Origin of the sequence: Nitrobacter winogradskyi (assembly GCF_006539545.1) — a bacterium.
GTDB classification, from domain to species: domain Bacteria; phylum Pseudomonadota; class Alphaproteobacteria; order Rhizobiales; family Xanthobacteraceae; genus Nitrobacter; species Nitrobacter winogradskyi_A.
Map to the genome: position 1 here is coordinate 16,657 of NZ_BJNF01000057.1, position 16,801 is coordinate 33,457.

General features: G+C 61.4%; 11 protein-coding genes. 1 reads left to right on the forward strand and 10 read right to left on the reverse strand.

Going from position 1 to position 16,801, the window contains the following annotated elements:
• Positions 1-31: 31 nt before the first annotated feature.
• The 5 genes from NWI01_RS10690 to NWI01_RS10710 all read right to left on the reverse strand — a co-directional run bounded on the left by NWI01_RS10690 (position 32) and on the right by NWI01_RS10710 (position 9,866).
• Complete coding sequence (locus NWI01_RS10690; RefSeq protein ID WP_141383829.1) at positions 32-745, reverse strand: tRNA-uridine aminocarboxypropyltransferase; 714 nt, start codon at positions 743-745, stop codon at positions 32-34.
• 48 nt (positions 746-793) lie between these two features.
• Positions 794-3,889: an efflux RND transporter permease subunit gene (locus NWI01_RS10695; RefSeq protein WP_141383830.1), complete on the reverse strand. Its 3,096-nt coding sequence runs from the start codon at positions 3,887-3,889 to the stop codon at positions 794-796.
• On the reverse strand, positions 3,889-7,011 hold the full coding sequence (locus tag NWI01_RS10700; protein WP_141383831.1) for an efflux RND transporter permease subunit: 3,123 nt from the start codon (positions 7,009-7,011) through the stop codon (positions 3,889-3,891). The genes NWI01_RS10695 and NWI01_RS10700 overlap by 1 nt, the downstream gene beginning before the upstream one ends.
• A 64-nt stretch (positions 7,012-7,075) precedes the next feature.
• The gene (locus tag NWI01_RS10705; RefSeq protein WP_141383832.1) at positions 7,076-8,458 is read right to left on the reverse strand and encodes an efflux RND transporter periplasmic adaptor subunit; all 1,383 of its coding nucleotides are present in this window, start codon (positions 8,456-8,458) and stop codon (positions 7,076-7,078) included.
• The gene (locus NWI01_RS10710) at positions 8,448-9,866 is read right to left on the reverse strand and encodes an efflux transporter outer membrane subunit (RefSeq protein WP_244613720.1); all 1,419 of its coding nucleotides are present in this window, start codon (positions 9,864-9,866) and stop codon (positions 8,448-8,450) included. The genes NWI01_RS10705 and NWI01_RS10710 overlap by 11 nt, the downstream gene beginning before the upstream one ends.
• A gap of 514 nt (positions 9,867-10,380) precedes the next feature.
• Here NWI01_RS10710 and NWI01_RS10715 point away from each other — a divergent pair.
• Positions 10,381-11,421 carry a cysteine synthase A gene (locus NWI01_RS10715; protein WP_141383834.1) on the forward strand — a complete coding sequence of 347 codons (1,041 nt, stop codon included), beginning with the start codon at positions 10,381-10,383 and terminating at the stop codon, positions 11,419-11,421.
• Positions 11,422-11,466: 45 nt separating this feature from the next.
• Here the strand turns inward: NWI01_RS10715 and NWI01_RS10720 are convergent, their stop codons facing one another.
• The 5 genes from NWI01_RS10720 to NWI01_RS10740 are packed head-to-tail and all read right to left on the reverse strand — an operon-like array spanning position 11,467 to position 16,480.
• Positions 11,467-11,886 carry a hypothetical protein gene (locus NWI01_RS10720; RefSeq protein ID WP_141383835.1) on the reverse strand — a complete coding sequence of 140 codons (420 nt, stop codon included), beginning with the start codon at positions 11,884-11,886 and terminating at the stop codon, positions 11,467-11,469.
• Between the two features lie 58 nt (positions 11,887-11,944).
• The gene (locus tag NWI01_RS10725) at positions 11,945-12,688 is read right to left on the reverse strand and encodes an amino acid ABC transporter ATP-binding protein (protein ID WP_141383836.1); all 744 of its coding nucleotides are present in this window, start codon (positions 12,686-12,688) and stop codon (positions 11,945-11,947) included.
• Between the two features lie 13 nt (positions 12,689-12,701).
• On the reverse strand, positions 12,702-14,222 hold the full coding sequence (locus NWI01_RS10730) for an amino acid ABC transporter permease (RefSeq protein WP_141383837.1): 1,521 nt from the start codon (positions 14,220-14,222) through the stop codon (positions 12,702-12,704).
• Positions 14,219-15,424: an amino acid ABC transporter permease gene (locus NWI01_RS10735; protein WP_141383838.1), complete on the reverse strand. Its 1,206-nt coding sequence runs from the start codon at positions 15,422-15,424 to the stop codon at positions 14,219-14,221. The genes NWI01_RS10730 and NWI01_RS10735 overlap by 4 nt, the downstream gene beginning before the upstream one ends.
• Before the next feature lie 15 nt (positions 15,425-15,439).
• On the reverse strand, positions 15,440-16,480 hold the full coding sequence (locus NWI01_RS10740; RefSeq protein ID WP_141383839.1) for an amino acid ABC transporter substrate-binding protein: 1,041 nt from the start codon (positions 16,478-16,480) through the stop codon (positions 15,440-15,442).
• Positions 16,481-16,801 lie beyond the last annotated feature (321 nt).

A 16,801-nucleotide genomic window follows, 5' to 3' on the forward strand; every position in this document is an offset into this window, starting at 1 on the left:
TCCGGGCGTCATGGGCCTATCATGACCAGCGTCATCGGCGTCGGCGGCGTCTTGGTCGGGTTCCAAGTTCGGGCATGCCCGCCTGCGCCTCCTGGTATTTTGCCAGCATCCGATCGAAGCTCGCGAGCAATGTGGTTTCGATGTCAGGCCGGTCCTCGAGTCCGGCGAGCATGATCGCCGCTGCCTCGATCGTGGCGAGGCCGTCGCGTCGCGGCTCCTTGCGCAGTTTACCGTAACGGGAGGCCCGCACGGGCGCCAGGACGACGCGCTGGCATTTCAGCATCCATGGATTGCGCCACCACAGTGCCTTGGCCTGGCTCCATGTGCCATCCAGCAGCACCACGCCCTCGATATCCGTGAGAGCCGCGCGTTGATCGGCCTTCATCTGGCCGTTGCGATCGATGGCGACGATGGTGCGGTCGGTATTGAAGCGATCGGCCCTGACCGAGCCAAGGTAAAGCACCGCCCAGCGCGAGGGGTCATACACCGGCCGTCCCAATGCTTTCGACAGGCTGGGCCAGGACAGACCGATCTTCAGCACGGCGTCCTCGACATGCAGCGCGGTCAGCCGGGCAGTTCCGAGCGCCTTATCCTGCTCCTGAGGATGTTGCAGAAGAAGCAGCGCTGTGCGGCTTTTGATCTGCTCGATGCTGCCGCAAACGCAGAGCACTTCCGCCTTGTGACAGCGCCCGCATTGCGGGAGCGCTTCACGTTCCGCGGCGGAGCTTTCGGAGTTGCTGGACATTGCCCGCTATACGCCGCACCGGTCCGGCCCGCAACCGATCGCTTCCGCCTATTCGGCCGGCGCGGCGGCGGGCATGGCCTCGCCTCGCCGCCGAATCCGGTCGATCAGGAGATAGATGACCGGCGTCGTATAGAGGGTCAGGATCTGTGAAACGAGAAGCCCGCCGATGATGGTGATGCCGAGCGGTCGCCGTAGTTCCGTTCCCGGGCCGGTTGCGAGCACCAGCGGTATCGCGGCGAAAAGCGCGGCCATTGTCGTCATTATGATCGGCCGAAAGCGTACGCGACACGCCTCGAAGATGGCGTCCGCGGATGACAACCCGCGTTGGCGTTCGGCTTCCAGCGCGAAATCGACGATCATGATTCCGTTCTTCTTGACGATGCCGATGAGAAGAATGATTCCGACGAACGCAATGATCGTCAGCGGCGTGCCGGTGATCTGCAAGGCCAGAAGCGCTCCGAGGCCCGCGGATGGGAGTGTGGAGATAATCGTGAGCGGATGGGCGAGACTCTCATAGAGAACCCCGAGCACAATATACACCGCGACAAGCGCGCCGAGAATCAGCAGCGGCTGTCGCCCCGATGTCTTGCGGAAGTCGGCCGCGCTTCCCTCGAAGCTTCCGCGGATGCCCTCGGGCATGTGCAGTTCATCGACGGCGCGTTGAATGTTGGCGGTAGCATCCTGAAGTTCCACGCCCGGCAATGTGTTGAAGGATACCGTCACTGAAGGAAACGATTGTGAATGATAAACGGCGAGCGGCGACAGATCGCGCTCGTAGCGGGCGACGGCCGACAACGGAATCTGCACGCCGTTGGCTCCCGCGACGAAGATGCGTTCGAGGTGGGATGGATCTTCCTGAAACCGCGGATCGATTTCCAGAATGACCTGATACTGATTGCGCTGGGTGTAAACGATCGAAATCTGCCGCTGCGAAAACGCGTTGTTGAGCGCGTTGTCGATGTCCTGAACCCTGACCCCGAGGCTGGACGCCCTCTGCCGGTCGATTGACAGCGTCAGTTGCAAACCGCCGGCCTCGCGGTCGCTCGACACGTCGGTGACTCCTTCGATCGCTTGCATGCGCTTGGCGACAAGCGGCGCCCATTTTTGCAACAGGTCGAGGTCGGTGCTGGTGAGCGTGTACTGGTAGTTTGAATCGCTCTGACGTCCTCCGCTCCGGATGTCCTGTGCGGCGAACATGAATAGGCTGATGCCCGGCACGTCACCAAGATTTCGTCGAAGCCGATCGATCGCCTGCTGGGTGGTCAACTTCCCCCGTTCAGCGGGCGGCTTCAGGCTGATATACATGAATCCCCGATTTGAGCCTGCGCGCATGCCGCCGCCGATCGAGGAGCCGATTCCCTCCACGGCGGGATCAGCCATCGCGATATCCATGACGCGCTGTTGAAGCTCGAGCATGGACTGAAAGGAAACGTCGGGTGACGCGCGCGTCGCACCGATGATGAAGCCGCTATCGTCGATCGGGAAATAGCCCTTCGGCGTCTTGATATACAGCGTCACCGTCAGGGCGATCGTTGCGAAGAAAACCAGCAACATCAGGACGGGAAACCTGAGCACGACGCGCAGTGTGCGCGTATAGAACGCCACGATTCGCGAGAGCAGGCCCTCAACCAGCCGATCGAACCGGGTCGCATCCGCGGATGTCGCGCGCTTGATGTAGTGGGCGCAGATCATCGGCGTGACCGTCAACGACACGACCGTCGACACAACGATCGCAAACGTGAGTGTGAGCGAGAACTCCCGCAGCAACCGGCCGACAACGCCGTCCATGAAGATCAGGGGCGTGAAGGCGGCAATCAGCGACAGGCTGATCGAAAGCACGGTAAAGCCGATTTGCCGCGCTCCTTCCAGCGCCGCCCGGTACGGCGGCAAGCCCTGTTCCAGATTGCGGTACATGTTCTCGATCATGACGATGGCGTCGTCGACTACGAAACCGACCGAGATGGCCAGCGCCATCAGGGACAGGTTGTCGATGGAGAATCCCGCGAGCCACATCCCGGCGCATGTACCGGCCAGCGCCAGCGGAACCGATACGCCTGCCGCGACCGTCGGCGTAAATCGCCGAAGGAACGCAAAGACAACGACCATCACCAGGAAAGCTGTCGCCAGCAGCGTCCATTCCATGTCCTCGACGCTTGCGCGGATGGTGCCGGTGCGATCGACGATGATGGAGACCTCGATACCGGCCGGGATCCATTTCTTGAGTTCGGGAAGCAGCGCCCTCACCCGGTCAACCGTGTCGATGACATTGGCATCGCCCTGCTTGGTGACCTGGATCAGCACCGCGGGCTGCTTGTTGAACCAGGCGATCGAGCGGCTGTTTCGCGTGGCGTCCTTGACCTCGGCCACGTCCGAGAGCCGAACGAAATTTCCTCCCGAACTCTTTATAACGATGTCTCTGAATTCCGCCGCGCTACGCATCTGCCGGTTGGTCGATAGCGTCTCGCTCTGGCGGTCGCCATTGAAGATTCCGACGGGACCAAGCGGATTGGCATTCACGATCGCGGTCCGGACATCGTCGGTCGAGATGCCTGCGTTCGAGAGCGCGACCGGATTGAGCGCGATCCGCACAGCCGGCTGGTCAGCGCCGCTCACGGAAACCTCGCCCACTCCAGGAACCTGCGAAACGCGCTGAACGAGAACCGTATCAGCGACGTCATAGATGGCGCTGGTCGGCATGGTTTTTGATGTCAGCGCCAGGATAAAGACCGGCGACGCAGCGGGATTGGCCTTGCGGAATTTCGGCAAGGTCGGCAGATCCGTCGGCAGATTGGCGAGCGACGCGTTGATCGCCGCTTGCACATCGCGCGCTGCGTGATCGATGTCGCGCCCGATGGCGAACTGCAGTTGGATGCTGGTGGCGCCCAGCGTGCTCGAGGATGTGATCTGTTCGACGCCGGCGATCTCGCCGAGGCGCCGCTCCAGCGGCGCGGCGACGGTGGCGGCCATCACCGACGGTGACGCGCCCGGCCGGCTCGCCGACACCCTGATCATCGGGAAGTCGACATTGGGAACCGAAGCGACGGGAAGCACGCCATAAGCGACGACGCCGATGAGAAACAGCCCGATGGCGAGCAGCGTGGTGCCGACCGGTCTCCGGATGAACGGCTCGGAGATCGAAGCCATTATTTCATGCCCTCGATCGCGCCTGGCGGCGGCCCCGAACCGCCGGTCGGAACCGCTTGCTCGATCCGCTTGTTCAGCCGGTCGAGCGCCAGATAGATCACGGGCGTGGTGTAAAGCGTGAGCAGCTGACTGAGCAGCAAACCGCCAATGATCGAAATGCCGAGAGGGAACCGCAACTCCGAGCCGGTGCCGCTTTCAATCGCCAGCGGCAGCGCGCCGAACAGCGCTGCGAGCGTCGTCATCATGATGGGCCTGAACCGGAGCAGGCACGCCTGCACGATTGCATCCGTCGAGGACATGCCCTGACGGCGTTCGGCTTCCAGCGCGAAGTCGATCATCATGATCGCGTTTTTCTTCACGATGCCCATCAGAAGAATGATGCCGATCAGGCCGATCACCGACAGATCCTGTCCGAACAGCATCAAGGCGAGAATGGCGCCGATACCCGCCGAAGGCAGTGTCGAGAGGATTGTAATCGGATGAATATAGCTTTCGTAGAGGACCCCCAGCACGATGTAGATCGTGATCAGCGCGGCCAGGATCAGCCAGGGCTGACCGGCAAGCGATTTCGAGAATTCGGCCGCATCACCGGAGAACATGCCGGCGATATTGGAGGGCATGCCGATGCGGGTCTCGATGATCTTGACCCGTTTCACGGCATCGCCCAGCGCCTCTCCCGGAGCAAGATTGAAACTGAGCGAGGATGCCGGGAATTGCGCCTGATGAGAGATCGCCAGCGGCGCGGTGGTTCGGGTCAGCGTCGCGACGGCGGATAGCGGCACCTGGGCCCCCGCCACGCCCGGCAGAAAGAGCTTGGAGAGGATCGAGGGGTCGCGCTGATACTGCGGCAGGGCCTCCAGCACGACGCGATACTGGTTGGACTGTCCATAGACCGTCGATATCTGCCGCTGGGCAAAGGCATCGTTCAACGTGTCGTTGATCGCCTGAAGGCTGACGCCCAACTGGCCCGCGCGTGCGCGGTCGATGTTCAGCGCGGCGCGAAGACCTGCGTCCTGCGCCTCCGACGATACGTCCCGGAAGAGCGGATCGCGGCGCAGTTCCTCGACCAGCTTGCGGACCCATTCCGAAACCTGGGCAGCGTCCGTCCCCGTCAGGGTGTATTGATACAACGAGCGGCTGGTCCGCGAACTGATCTGGATATCCTGCACCGGTTGAAAATAAACCGTCATGCCGGGGATCGAAGCGACGCGCGCCTTCAGGCGCGTGATGACGGCCGCGATGTCGTCACGGCGGTCGCTGCGCGGATTCAGCGTCATCACCAGGCGGCCGGCATTCGTGGTCGGATTCACCGAAGCGGCGCCAATGACGGATACGACGCCCGTAACGTCAGGGTCCGCCTTGATGACGGCCGCGACCTCGGCCTGACGCCTTTGCATTTCGGCGAAGGAGACGTCGGGCCCCGCCTCGGTTACGGCGATAATCGACGCCGTATCCTGCAGGGGCAGGAAGCCTTTGGGCGCGACGGCATAAAGCAGCATCGTCGCGACGATCGTCGCGAAGACAACGCCCAGTGTCGCCTGCTGATGCCGGAGGACCCATAACAGCGTCCAATGATAGAACGCGACCATCCGGTCGATACTGCGGTTGACCGCCGCCACTCCGGGGATCGAAACCCCTCCTTCCGAGCGTTTGAGCAGCCGCGAGCACATCATCGGCGTCAAAGTGAGCGACACCACCGCTGACGTGACGACCGCGATCGTCAGTGTCAGAGCGAACTCGCGGAACATTCTTCCGACCAGCCCGGACATGAACAGCAGCGGGATGAACACCGCGATCAACGAAACCGTCAGCGAGATCACGGTGAAGGCGATCTCGCGCGCGCCCCGGAGCGCGGCTTCCATGACGCTCTCGCCGTTCTCGATGTGCCGGACGATGTTTTCGATCATCACGATGGCGTCGTCGACCACGAATCCGGTGCCGATCGTCAGCGCCATCAGCGATAGGTTGTCGAGACTGAAACCTGCGAAATACATGATGCCGAAACTGGTGATCAGCGACAGCGGCAGCGCCACCCCCGCGATCAACGTCGCCCGGAGCGAGCGCAGGAAAAGCAGCACGACAAGCGTCACGAGGACGATGCTGAGAATGAGCGTGAACTGCACGTCGTGGACGGATGCGCGGATTGTCACGGTTCGGTCGCTGACGACGGTCAGGTCGACACCGGCCGGAATCGCGCTTTGGAGTTTCGGGATCTCCTCCCGGATCTGCCGGACAACCTCGATCACATTGGCGCCGGGCTGACGCTGGATATCGATGATGACGGCCGGCGTTCCATTGTACCAGCCGCCGGTGCGATTGTTCTCCAGTCCGTCGACGATCCGGGCGACATCGCCGATCGTGACCGGAGAACCGTTACGGTAAGCGATAATGATGGGTCGGTATGCGTCGGCCGTCGTGACCTGGTCGTTGGCCGCGATGGTATAGGCTTGCTGCGCGCCGTCCAGAGACCCCTTGGGGCCGGAAACGTTGGCGCTGGCGATCGCGGTGCGCAGATCCTCCATTGAAATGCCATAGGCTGCCAGCCGCGTGAGATCGGCCTGGACGCGCACCGCCGGCTTCAGCCCACCGAGCACGGCAACGCGGCCGACGCCCGAGATCTGACTGAGGCGCTGGGTGAGAATGGTATCCGCGATATCGCTCATGGCGCGCATCGAGACCGTGTCGGAGGTCAAGGCAAGCGTCATCACCGGCGCATCGGCAGGATTCACCTTGGCGTAGGTTGGCGGGTACGGCAGGTTTCTCGGCAGGATTCCCGCAGCCGCGTTGATGGCCGCCTGCACGTCCTGCGTGGCGCCGTCGATATCCCGATCCAGGTTGAACTGCAGGGAAATCTGGCTGAGCCCGTACGAACTTGTCGACGTCATCGACGACAGCGACGGGATCTGTCCGAGCTGACGTTCCAGCGGTGCCGTCAGCAATGACGCCACGACATCGGGACTGGCGCCCGGCAGTTGAGTCCCCACCTGCACTGTCGGGAAATCGACCTGCGGCAGCGCGGAGACCGGCAGCGCCCAATAGCCGAGCGCGCCCCCGATCATCAGTGCGATCCCCAGCAAGGAGGTCGCGATCGGACGACGGATAAACGGTTCCGAAACACCCATGTCTGATCAACTCGTCTGGCGGCGCGCTGCCGTGGGTTAGATATTCAGTGCCGCACCTCTGGAGTTATGGCCGAGGCTTCGGACCCCCGCCGGACTGACCGTTTTCCTGTGGCCCGCTGCCCGATTGATTCTGACCTCTCTCGCCCCGCCGGCCGCGACGCTCGCTGCCATTGCCGTCACCGCCTCGGCGAGCGCCGCGCCTGTCCTGCCGCGCCGGCGGCGCGAGATCGGCCGTCGGCACCTGATCGCTCTGGCCGACAGTCACCTTCGCGCCGTCGGAGAGATTGGCGAATCCGGTTGTGACCACGCGATCAGTGGGAGCAATTCCCTTGGCGATAACGGCGTCCTTCTCGTCCTGCTGCCGCACCGTCACCGGTTTGGCTTTCACGATGTCGTCGTCGCCGATCACATAGCTGAAGGTTCCGAGCGGGCCACGCTGCACCGCCGATGTCGGTATGACCGTCGCCTGTGACAGCGTTTCAACCTTGATGCGCACATTGACGAACTGGCCCGGCCAGAGCTGAAAACGTTCATTCGAAAATGCGGCCCTCAGCCTCAGGGTGCCGGTCGTCGGATCAACCTGATTATCGATGCCGATCAGCTTGCCCGTGTCGACGACTGTCGTGCCGTCGTTTCCGAATACATCGACTTCGATCTCGCCCTTGGCTGCCGCTGCATTCACGCGCGTGATCTGCTGCTGCGGAAGGCTGAACTGGACGGAGATGGGTTGAAGCTGCGTAATGATGACCAGTCCGGTCGCATCCGCAGCGTTGATGATGTTGCCGCGATCGACCTGGCGCAGGCCCACGCGACCGGAAATCGGCGCGACGATCCTGGTGAAACCGAGCATCGCCTGTGCGTTGTCGATGGCGGCCTGATCGGCCTTGACCAGCGCCTCCTGCTGCGCGACGACCGCCCTCTGGGTATCCGCCTGCTGCTTCGAACCGGCGCTGGAGGCGGCCAGTTGCTCGTAGCGTTTCAGATCGAGGCGCATATTGGCGAGCTGCGCTTCGTCCTGTGCCTTCTTCGCGACCGCCTGATCGTACTGGGCCTGATAGATCACGGGCTCGATTTCGCCCAGCACGTCGCCTTTCTTGACGTCCTGACCTTCGGTGAAGTTGACGGCGATCAGCTTGCCGTTGACCTGAGAGCGCACCGTCACGGTGCTCAGCGCGCGGACGGCTCCGACGCCGTCGAGATAGACCGGCACATCCTGGATGCGCGGCGTTGCCGCCAGTACCGGAATGGCGCGATCGGGACGTTCCCAGCTTCCATCGCGCTTCTTTTGAGCAAACGAGGTCCAGCCGAGATAGGCAAGTCCTCCGACGATCAGAAGCGTGATGGCGATCCACACGGGACGACGCCGACGGCCGCTCGCCGCTCTCGTGCCGGACAACCCGTCGCCGGCTGCTTTCACTGTTTCGTCCAGGTCCGGTCTAAAGAGCATTGGCCGCCCTCTCGATCCGCGGCTCCCAGCCGCCGCCCAGGGCCTGATAAAGACTCACGATCGCCTGTAACCGTGCAAGCTGCGCTTGCGACAGGACATCTTCCGCCTGAAAAAGCGTCAATTGCGTGTTCAGCACGATGATGATGTCGGCGGTGCCGGCCTGTAGCTGTTGCTCGGAGAGTTGGAACGCCTTGCGCGAAGCGGTTACGACCTCGCGCTGGAGGCGCAGTCGCTCGGTGGTCTGACGCACGGCAGTCAGCGCGTTGCCGACATCGGCGAACGCCGAGACCACCGTCTTGCGGTAAGTCTGAAGCAGTTCGTCCTGCCTCGCCTTCGTGAGTTCGAAATTGCTGAGGATCCTGCGGCCATCGAAGATCGGCTGCGTCAGTGCGCCGGCGAGGTTGAAGAATGCGGCATTGGGGGCGAACAGCGCGACTAGCGCCGGGCTCTGGTAGCCGCCCTGCGCGGTCAACTGAATACTCGGAAAGAACTGTGCCCGCGCGCTACCGACATTCGCGGTCGCCGAGGCGAGCTGCAGCTCCTGACGGCGGATGTCCGGGCGCTGGGTCAGCAATTCGGACGGCAGCCCGGGCGTCACCCGTGGCGCGGTGATGTGGTTGAGCGAACCGCCCTTCACGGTCACGCTTTCCGGCGGGCGGGCCACCAGTGTCGCGAGCGCGTTGATGTTCTGTACCAGCGTCTGCCTGAGTTGCGGAACGGCCGCGCGCAGATTTGCCAGCACGCTCTCTTGCTGCGCAACGTCGAGGTCGGACCCGGTGCCGGCGCTCAGCCGCTGTTTGAGCGCGTCCAGAATACGCCGGGCGCTGGCGATGTTGCGTTCGGCGGTGCGAATGCGGTCCTGCGCCGTGAGGACCTGGAAATAGGCATTCGCGACGCTGACCAGCGTCGTCAGCGCGACCACGTCGCGGTCAAAGCGGCTGGCGTTGGCCGTCTCCAGCGCGGCCAGCGTGGCATCGCGGTTCTTGCCCCAGAAATCGAGCTCATAGCTGGCGCCGCTCAACGTGCCCGAGTAGTTCACTATTTCCCGGCCACGATTGGTCAGGCCGCTTTGGCTCGAACCCGACGTGCGGAAATAGGCTTCCTGTCCGCCGATGCTGACGCTCGGCAATAGCGCCGCGCCAATGATCCGGGCCTGCTGGTCGGCCTGAATGATCCTCGCGGCCGCAGCCGCGATATCGAGGTTGACGGTCTGGGCCTCTTCCATCAGGGACGTGAGTTCGGACGAGCGAAAGCCGCGCCACCAGTCGAGCGCCGGCAGGGCGTCCGCCACGGCGGACGCGCTCGCGTCCTTGTACCCCATTGGAATATCCAGCGCCGGATCCGGAATATCCCGTGTCAGTATGCAGCCGGCCGACGCCGCGACCGCCGCCCATAGCGGCAGGAGCATGGCGGAACGCCAGATCCACGTCGCGCATCTCCGGGGATGGCTCAAAGCCCTGGCGGCGGAAGCACTCACACCGGCCACCTGAGGGAGGACAGAGGCGGCGAAAGGTATTGGCGTGAGCCTGAAGCACGGCAGTACCAACCTTTTCTGGAATAAAGCGACGCAGCCACCGGACGTAATGCTTTCTCTAAAGAACCGCCCTATTCTAGCTGTCCGAACAGGCGACGGACAGTCCTGCGGAGGCAAGAACATTAGACACGCTCCACTGGACCGCAGTTCTGATTCTATTGGAAAAGACCTGATTTTACTGCGTTTCCTGAAACATGGACCGAGGCGTGGCCGCCAATCTTACGAAGATTTCATGCGGCGCTGCGAGGGTTCGCCGTCGGTTCGTAGAAACTCGTCGGCCCCAAGCGTCGCTTGCTGGAGTGTGATTCTGCGCGCCCTTGTACCCGCCTCTCCCCTCAACTAGGGTTATCTGCAATCCTCCAACAGCCCGATGAGAATTTTGCATCTCATGAGAATCGATAACGACGTCGTAGAAGCGATCGGCAATACACCTCTTATCAAGTTGAAGCACGCCTCCGAAGCAACGGGATGCACCATTCTCGGCAAGGCCGAGTTCATGAATCCGGGCCAGTCCGTCAAGGATCGCGCCGGTAAGCAGATGATCCTGGAAGCCGAAAAGCGTGGCGACCTCAAGCCCGGCGGCCTCGTCGTCGAAGGCACGGCCGGCAATACCGGCATCGGTCTTGCCATCGTCGCCAGCGCCAGAGGCTATCGCACGATGATCGTCATTCCGGAAACACAAAGCCGTGAAAAGAAAGACATGCTTCGGCTATGCGGAGCCGAGCTGGTCGAGGTTCCGGCGCTCCCCTACAGCAACCCGAACAACTATCAGCACATCGCAAGGCGTCTCGCTGACGAACTGCGCAAATCCGAACCCAACGGTGTGCTGTTCGCCGACCAATGGAATAACCTCGATAATCCGAAGGCCCATTACGTTTCGACGGGTCCGGAAATCTGGGAGCAGACGGGCGGAAAGGTCGACGGCTTCATCTGTTCGATCGGCACCGGCGGCACGCTCGCCGGAGTGAGCGCTTTCCTGCGGGAGAAGAAGAAAGATGTCGTGATCGGCGTCGCGGACCCGCGCGGTGCGGCTATGTATGAGCTGTTCAAGAACGGCGTGGCCAAGCCGACCGCGGGAGGCTCGATCACCGAGGGGATCGGGCTCGGACGCGTGACGCCCGTGATTGCCGACGCCAGGGTAGACGAAGCCTATCTCGTCCCCGACGAGGAGGCTGTGCCCGTGATCTACGACCTGCTCGAACACGAGGGGCTTTGCCTTGGCGGTTCGACCGGCGTCAACGTCGCCGGCGCGATTCGTCTCGCCCGCCAGTTGGGCCCCGGCCATACCGTGGTGACCATCCTGTGCGACTCAGGCAACCGCTACCAGTCGAAACTTTTCAACCCGGACTTCATGCGCTCCAAGAACCTTCCCGTGCCGCAATGGCTGGAGAGACGGAGCACGGTGAAGATTCCGCTCGCTCCGGGTTAGATTGAAAGCGAATGTTTGTGCGGTAAATGCAATCCGGATGGGCGACTATTCTTTTCCGAAACCCGTCTGTCTTCTGAATATCGCTTTGACGTTGCGGAGCTCACCGTCACGGCCCGGCACGGTCATGAGCATAAGAAGCTCGTCTTCTTTTATACCAAGGTTGAGGAAGAACGCTTTTCCTCCATAGACGTCCCCAAAGTTTGGGGGCCAACTCCCTTTCCCTGCCACGAACGGCTTTCCCTCAAAGCTTGGTCTAACAATGGCTGACCATCCGTTGTTCGCCTTTACGGTGAAATCCTCTCCGTTCCTTTCAATCAGAATGCGGCAATCAGCACATTTCCCGGCATTTGAATCTATCTGATACCATTCGCCTGTTAGGTATCTCAGAGAAGAGGATTCGGCTTGAACCAGGTTCGACCAGGTTGACGAGATAGTGAGAAGGAGAGCGAAAACAGCGGTACGCATATTGGACCCCATGTTTACAGCAGGGCGTTGACCGCCGCTGATATTTCATCGCTCAGACTTACCGCAAAATCTGGCTGAGGAAGAGCTGGCTGCGCGGGTGTCGCGGATTGGCGAAGAAACTGGCCGGGGTGCCGGACTCGATGATCTGTCCCTCATCCATGAACACGACGCGGTTGGCGACCTCCCTGGCGAATCCCATTTCGTGCGTGACCACAAGCATGGTCATGCCTTCTTCCGCCAGATCCACCATCGTGTCGAGAACCTCCTTGACCATCTCGGGATCGAGCGCGGACGTCGGCTCGTCGAACAGCATGACCTTTGGATTCATCGTGAGCGCGCGCGCGATCGCCACACGCTGCTGCTGACCTCCTGACATCTGACCGGGATATTTGTTGGCCTGATCAGGTATCTTGACGCGCTCCAGAAACTTCATCGCCTCCGCCTCGGCGTCCTTCTTCGGCGTATTGCGGACCCAGATGGGAGCGAGCGTGCAGTTTTCGAGCACCGTGAGGTGCGGAAACAGATTGAAGTTCTGAAAGACCATCCCGACGTCGCGCCGTACGTCGTCGACGCGCCGCAAATTGGGGCCGAGTTCAATTCCATCGACGACGATGCGACCTTCCTGAAATTCCTCAAGCGCGTTGATGCAGCGGATCAGCGTCGACTTTCCCGAGCCCGACGGACCGCAAATGACGATGCGTTCGCCGCGGGCGACGTCGAGATCGATGTCCCGCAGCACATGAAAACTGCCGAACCACTTGTTGAGAGCGATGATGGAAACGATGGCGTTGTTATCTGTCATTGGTTCCCAGAGTTCAGGTTCGCCGATGCGCGTTCAGTCGATGCTCCACGAATAGAGAGTATCGCGAGATGCTGAAGCAGAATGCGAAGTAGATGAGGCCGGTGAATGCGAACCCGGTGAACAGCGTGGTGGGCGTCGCCCATGTGGGATCCGCGAACGAAGCCCGCAAGATTCCGAGCAGATCGAACAACGCGACGATGGAGACCAGCGAGGTATCCTTGAACAGCGCGATAAAGCTGTTGACCAGTCCGGGGATGACATGCCGCACTGCCTGCGGCATCACGATCAGCCCGGTGGTCTTCCAGTAGGACAGTCCGAGCGCATGAGCCGCTTCCGCCTGCCCGCCCGGAACCGCCGCGAGACCGCCGCGAATGACCTCGGCATTATACGCCCCCGCGAACAGCGCAATACCGATCAGGACCCGCACCAGCCCATCGACGGTAAAGTTTCCGGGAAGGAAGAGCGGCAGCATGTAGGTCGCGAAGAACAGCACGGTGATCAGGGGAACGCCGCGCCAGAATTCGATGAAGGCGATCGAGAATATCCGGATCAGCGGAAGGGTGGAACGCCGCCCCAGCGCCAGCGCGATACCGATCGGTATCGACGACACGATGCCGGTCACCGATACCACCAGCGTGACCAGAAGTCCGCCCCAGAGACGAGTGTCGACAACCGGAAGTCCGCCGCGATCGAGATGCATGATCGCGATAACCACGCCCATGCCGGCGAAGGCGGTCAGGCTTGTGAGCAACGTACCCCAGCCCGCACGAAACCCGCCGCTGAAGAAAAAGAGCAACAGCGAAACGAACGCAGCCGTGCAACCAAAATCGTACCAGACCGGCTGACCGGAATCCTGGAGCCGATCCCGGAGCGATATCAACGGCGACACCAGCACGTTCAGCGCGTCCCCGATCGATGCAATGCCGCCTCCCAGCGGCCGCAAGATCGCGCCGAACGCGTCCGCCTCCCCTGACGCCGCGAGTTGCCGTCCGGCATCGCCGACGCTGTCCGCAAGGCTGGACAGAAGCCCCGCGCTCCAGTTCACACCGAATCCGGTGATGCCACCGCCATGCAGCAGAAAAAATGCCGTGACGGGAAAAGCGGCAAAGAACAGGCCGGCATTGAGACGCTTGGCAGGCAACCGGGGAATGAGAAGCGGCAGCAGCAAGACGGCCGCCAGCAGGAACGTCAGATCGACCCGCCACCGTTCGGGCTCCGGATAAAAGCCGTAAATGAACTGCGCGATCTTTGCCTTGACGAACGGCCAGCACGCTCCGATCGATTGCCCCGCATCGGCCGCCAGACACGAGGTTCGGTCCTGACCTTCCCACGCCGCATCGATGAAGAGAAAGCGAACGGCAGGAACAACGAAGAACCATATCAGCGCGGCGCCGACGAAAGTCAGCAGCGCGTTGCCCGGCGAGTTGAACAGGCGAGTCTGCACGAGACGGAGCAGGCTTGTCGTCGTGACTGGGGCTCGTCGTTCCGGAACGAGCGCGTTGCGTACGAACGATGTTGCGGGTCGGGCTGTCATGCACCCACGCTCCGGGCAACGCGCCGGGAGTAGATGCTCATGATCCCGCTGGTCACCAGCGAGATCAGCAGATACACGCCCATCGTGATCGAGAGGATCTCGATGGCTTGTCCGGTCTGGCTGAGCGTCGTCCCGGCAAACACGGAGAACAGCTCGGGATACCCGATGGCGACAGCCAGCGAGGAATTCTTGGTGAGGTTGAGGTACTGATTGGTCAGCGGCGGCAGGATGACCCTCATGGCTTGCGGGACCACGATCAATCGCAGCGTCGATCCCCGCGAAAGCCCGAGCGCGGCGCCTGCTTCCATCTGTCCCTTGTGCACTGAGAGAATTCCGGCGCGCACGATTTCCGCGATGAAGGCGGCCGTATATGTCGAGAGCGTGATCGCCAGCGCGACAAATTCGGGGATCAGACGCGCGCCGCCGGAGAAGTTGAATCCCTTGAGGATCGGCATTTCGAACGTGAAGGGTGTGCCGAAAACGGCCATCGATGCGGCCGGGAGAGCGATCAGCAGACCAAGAGCGTAGGGCCAGACGATCAGCGCTCGTCCGGTCCGAAACAAGCTGCGACGGGAATGGCTCCGCAGCACCATGCCGCCGATGATCGCAACCGCTATCGCGACGGCAAACGCGATCGATCCCTCCTGCCCGATCGGCTTGGGAATCGCGAGACCGCGATTGCTCAGAAAGATGCCATCAAGGACCGACACGCTTTGCTTTGGATTCGGCAGCATCCTCAGCACGGCAAGGTACCAGAACAGAATCTGAAACAATAACGGCAGGTTTCGGACCAGCTCCACATAGCCGCCGGAAATGCGGGATATCAGCCAGTTCGGCGACAAGCGGCCCAGCGCCACCATGAAGCCGATCATGGTCGCGAAGAAAATGCCGACCGCGGCCACCACCAGCGTATTCACGAGACCGACAAGAAAAACACGCGTGTAACTGTCGGTCTGGGAATACGGGATCAGGGTCTGGCTGACCTCGAACCCCGCGGTATTCGACATGAAACCGAGCCCGGACGCGGTATTCTGCGCTTCCAGGTTTCCTTTGGCGTTGGCCACGATCTCATAGCCGATCCACGCAAGGATCGCGACGAACAGCACCTGCAACGCAAGTCCGCCCCAGCCCGCCTGCCCGCCAAGCGCGCGTCGTAGCCTGAGAGAAAATTGCAGCGGCGGTTTTCGGAATCCGGTGGCCATTCCTTCGCGTCGACGCTAGCGGATCGGCGGCGCGTACATGATGCCGCCCTGATTCCAGAGCTTGTTGAGTCCTCGCGCGATCCCGAGCGGCGAGCCGGCGCCGACGTTACGATCGAACGATTCGCCATAGTTGCCGACGGCCTTGATGATGCGCGAAACCCAATCCTTGGTGACGCCGAGCTGCTCGCCGAAATTGCCGTCGGTTCCGAAGATGCGCTTGAGTTCGGGATTCTCCGATCTGGCCATTTCGTCAACATTCTTCTTCGTGATGCCGAGTTCTTCGGCGTTGATCATTGCAAACAGCGTCCACTTGACGAGATCGAACCACTGGTCATCGCCGTGACGCACCATCGTCGCGTGCGGCTCTTTCGAGATGACCTCCGGCAGAACCGCATGATCGGCGGGATTAAGGAGCTTCAGCCGCTGGGCGTAGAGCTGTGAAATATCCGAGGTGAACACATCGCACCGGCCGGATTCGTAAGCCTTGATTGTCTCGTCGGCGGTGCTGAACGCAATGACCTCGTACTTCATCTTGTTGCTTTTGAAATAGTCGGCGAGATTCTGTTCGTTCGTGGTGCCGGTCTGGACGCAGACGGATGCGCTGTTCAATTCCAGCGCCGAGTTCACCTTGAGGGACTTCCTGATCAGGAAGCCTTGTCCGTCGTAGTATGTCACGCCGGTGAAATTTGCTCCGAGCGAGGTGTCGCGCGAGAGCGTCCACGACGTATCGCGCGACAACACATCGATTTCGCCGGATTGCAGGGCGATAAACCGGTCTTTCGCGGACAGCGGAACAAACTTGACCTTGGTGGGATCGTTGAACACCACGGCCGCGATCGCGCGGCAGATGTCCACGTCGAGGCCGGTCCAGTTTCCTTTGTCGTCAGGGGCGGAGAATCCCGGCAACCCCTGAGTGACGCCGCACGACAGCGCGCCTCTCGCCTTGACTGCTTCGAGCGTGGTCTTCGGCTTCGCGGATTCCTGCTCCTGCGCGGATGCCGATTGTAATGAAATACCAGCAACGATAGCGAAAATAGCAGTCAATATGCATTTCATGGCAATGCCTTTCAAGAACGTCAATGGCTTCAGTTCGCGCCGTTCAGTCGTTCGGTTTCATGCGACCGGCCGATTCGTTTCTCCCACCAGAATCAGGCCAAAGACGGACTTTGTCGATCAACCAGGGTTGAGAACAGATGAAGCTTCACACTGATGAAGCTTCGCAGTGGCTTTCTACCCGGGGTCGGCGATAAGTTGAACTCCATTACTGAACGACCGGCGAACTCCCAGCATTCGCATCCGTTTCCAGCAACGCCTCCTCGTGAAGTGGGGATCAGCGAGCGATATGGGTTGCGGAGCCGCGTTTCAAGCCTGGCATTC

What these genes read in the sequence shown, in the direction of transcription:
- NWI01_RS10690 (WP_141383829.1), bottom strand. Translation starts at nt 745, where the DNA reads ATGTCCAGCAACTCCGAAAGCTCCGCCGCGGAACGTGAAGCGCTCCCG.
- NWI01_RS10715 (WP_141383834.1), top strand. Translation starts at nt 10,381, where the DNA reads ATGAGAATCGATAACGACGTCGTAGAAGCGATCGGCAATACACCTCTT.
- NWI01_RS10740 (WP_141383839.1), bottom strand. Translation starts at nt 16,480, where the DNA reads ATGAAATGCATATTGACTGCTATTTTCGCTATCGTTGCTGGTATTTCA.
- NWI01_RS10705 (WP_141383832.1), bottom strand. Translation starts at nt 8,458, where the DNA reads ATGCTCTTTAGACCGGACCTGGACGAAACAGTGAAAGCAGCCGGCGAC.
- NWI01_RS10700 (WP_141383831.1), bottom strand. Translation starts at nt 7,011, where the DNA reads ATGGGTGTTTCGGAACCGTTTATCCGTCGTCCGATCGCGACCTCCTTG.
- NWI01_RS10725 (WP_141383836.1), bottom strand. Translation starts at nt 12,688, where the DNA reads ATGACAGATAACAACGCCATCGTTTCCATCATCGCTCTCAACAAGTGG.
- NWI01_RS10720 (WP_141383835.1), bottom strand. Translation starts at nt 11,886, where the DNA reads ATGCGTACCGCTGTTTTCGCTCTCCTTCTCACTATCTCGTCAACCTGG.
- NWI01_RS10735 (WP_141383838.1), bottom strand. Translation starts at nt 15,424, where the DNA reads ATGGCCACCGGATTCCGAAAACCGCCGCTGCAATTTTCTCTCAGGCTA.
- NWI01_RS10730 (WP_141383837.1), bottom strand. Translation starts at nt 14,222, where the DNA reads ATGACAGCCCGACCCGCAACATCGTTCGTACGCAACGCGCTCGTTCCG.
- NWI01_RS10695 (WP_141383830.1), bottom strand. Translation starts at nt 3,889, where the DNA reads ATGGCTTCGATCTCCGAGCCGTTCATCCGGAGACCGGTCGGCACCACG.
- NWI01_RS10710 (WP_244613720.1), bottom strand. Translation starts at nt 9,866, where the DNA reads ATGCTCCTGCCGCTATGGGCGGCGGTCGCGGCGTCGGCCGGCTGCATA.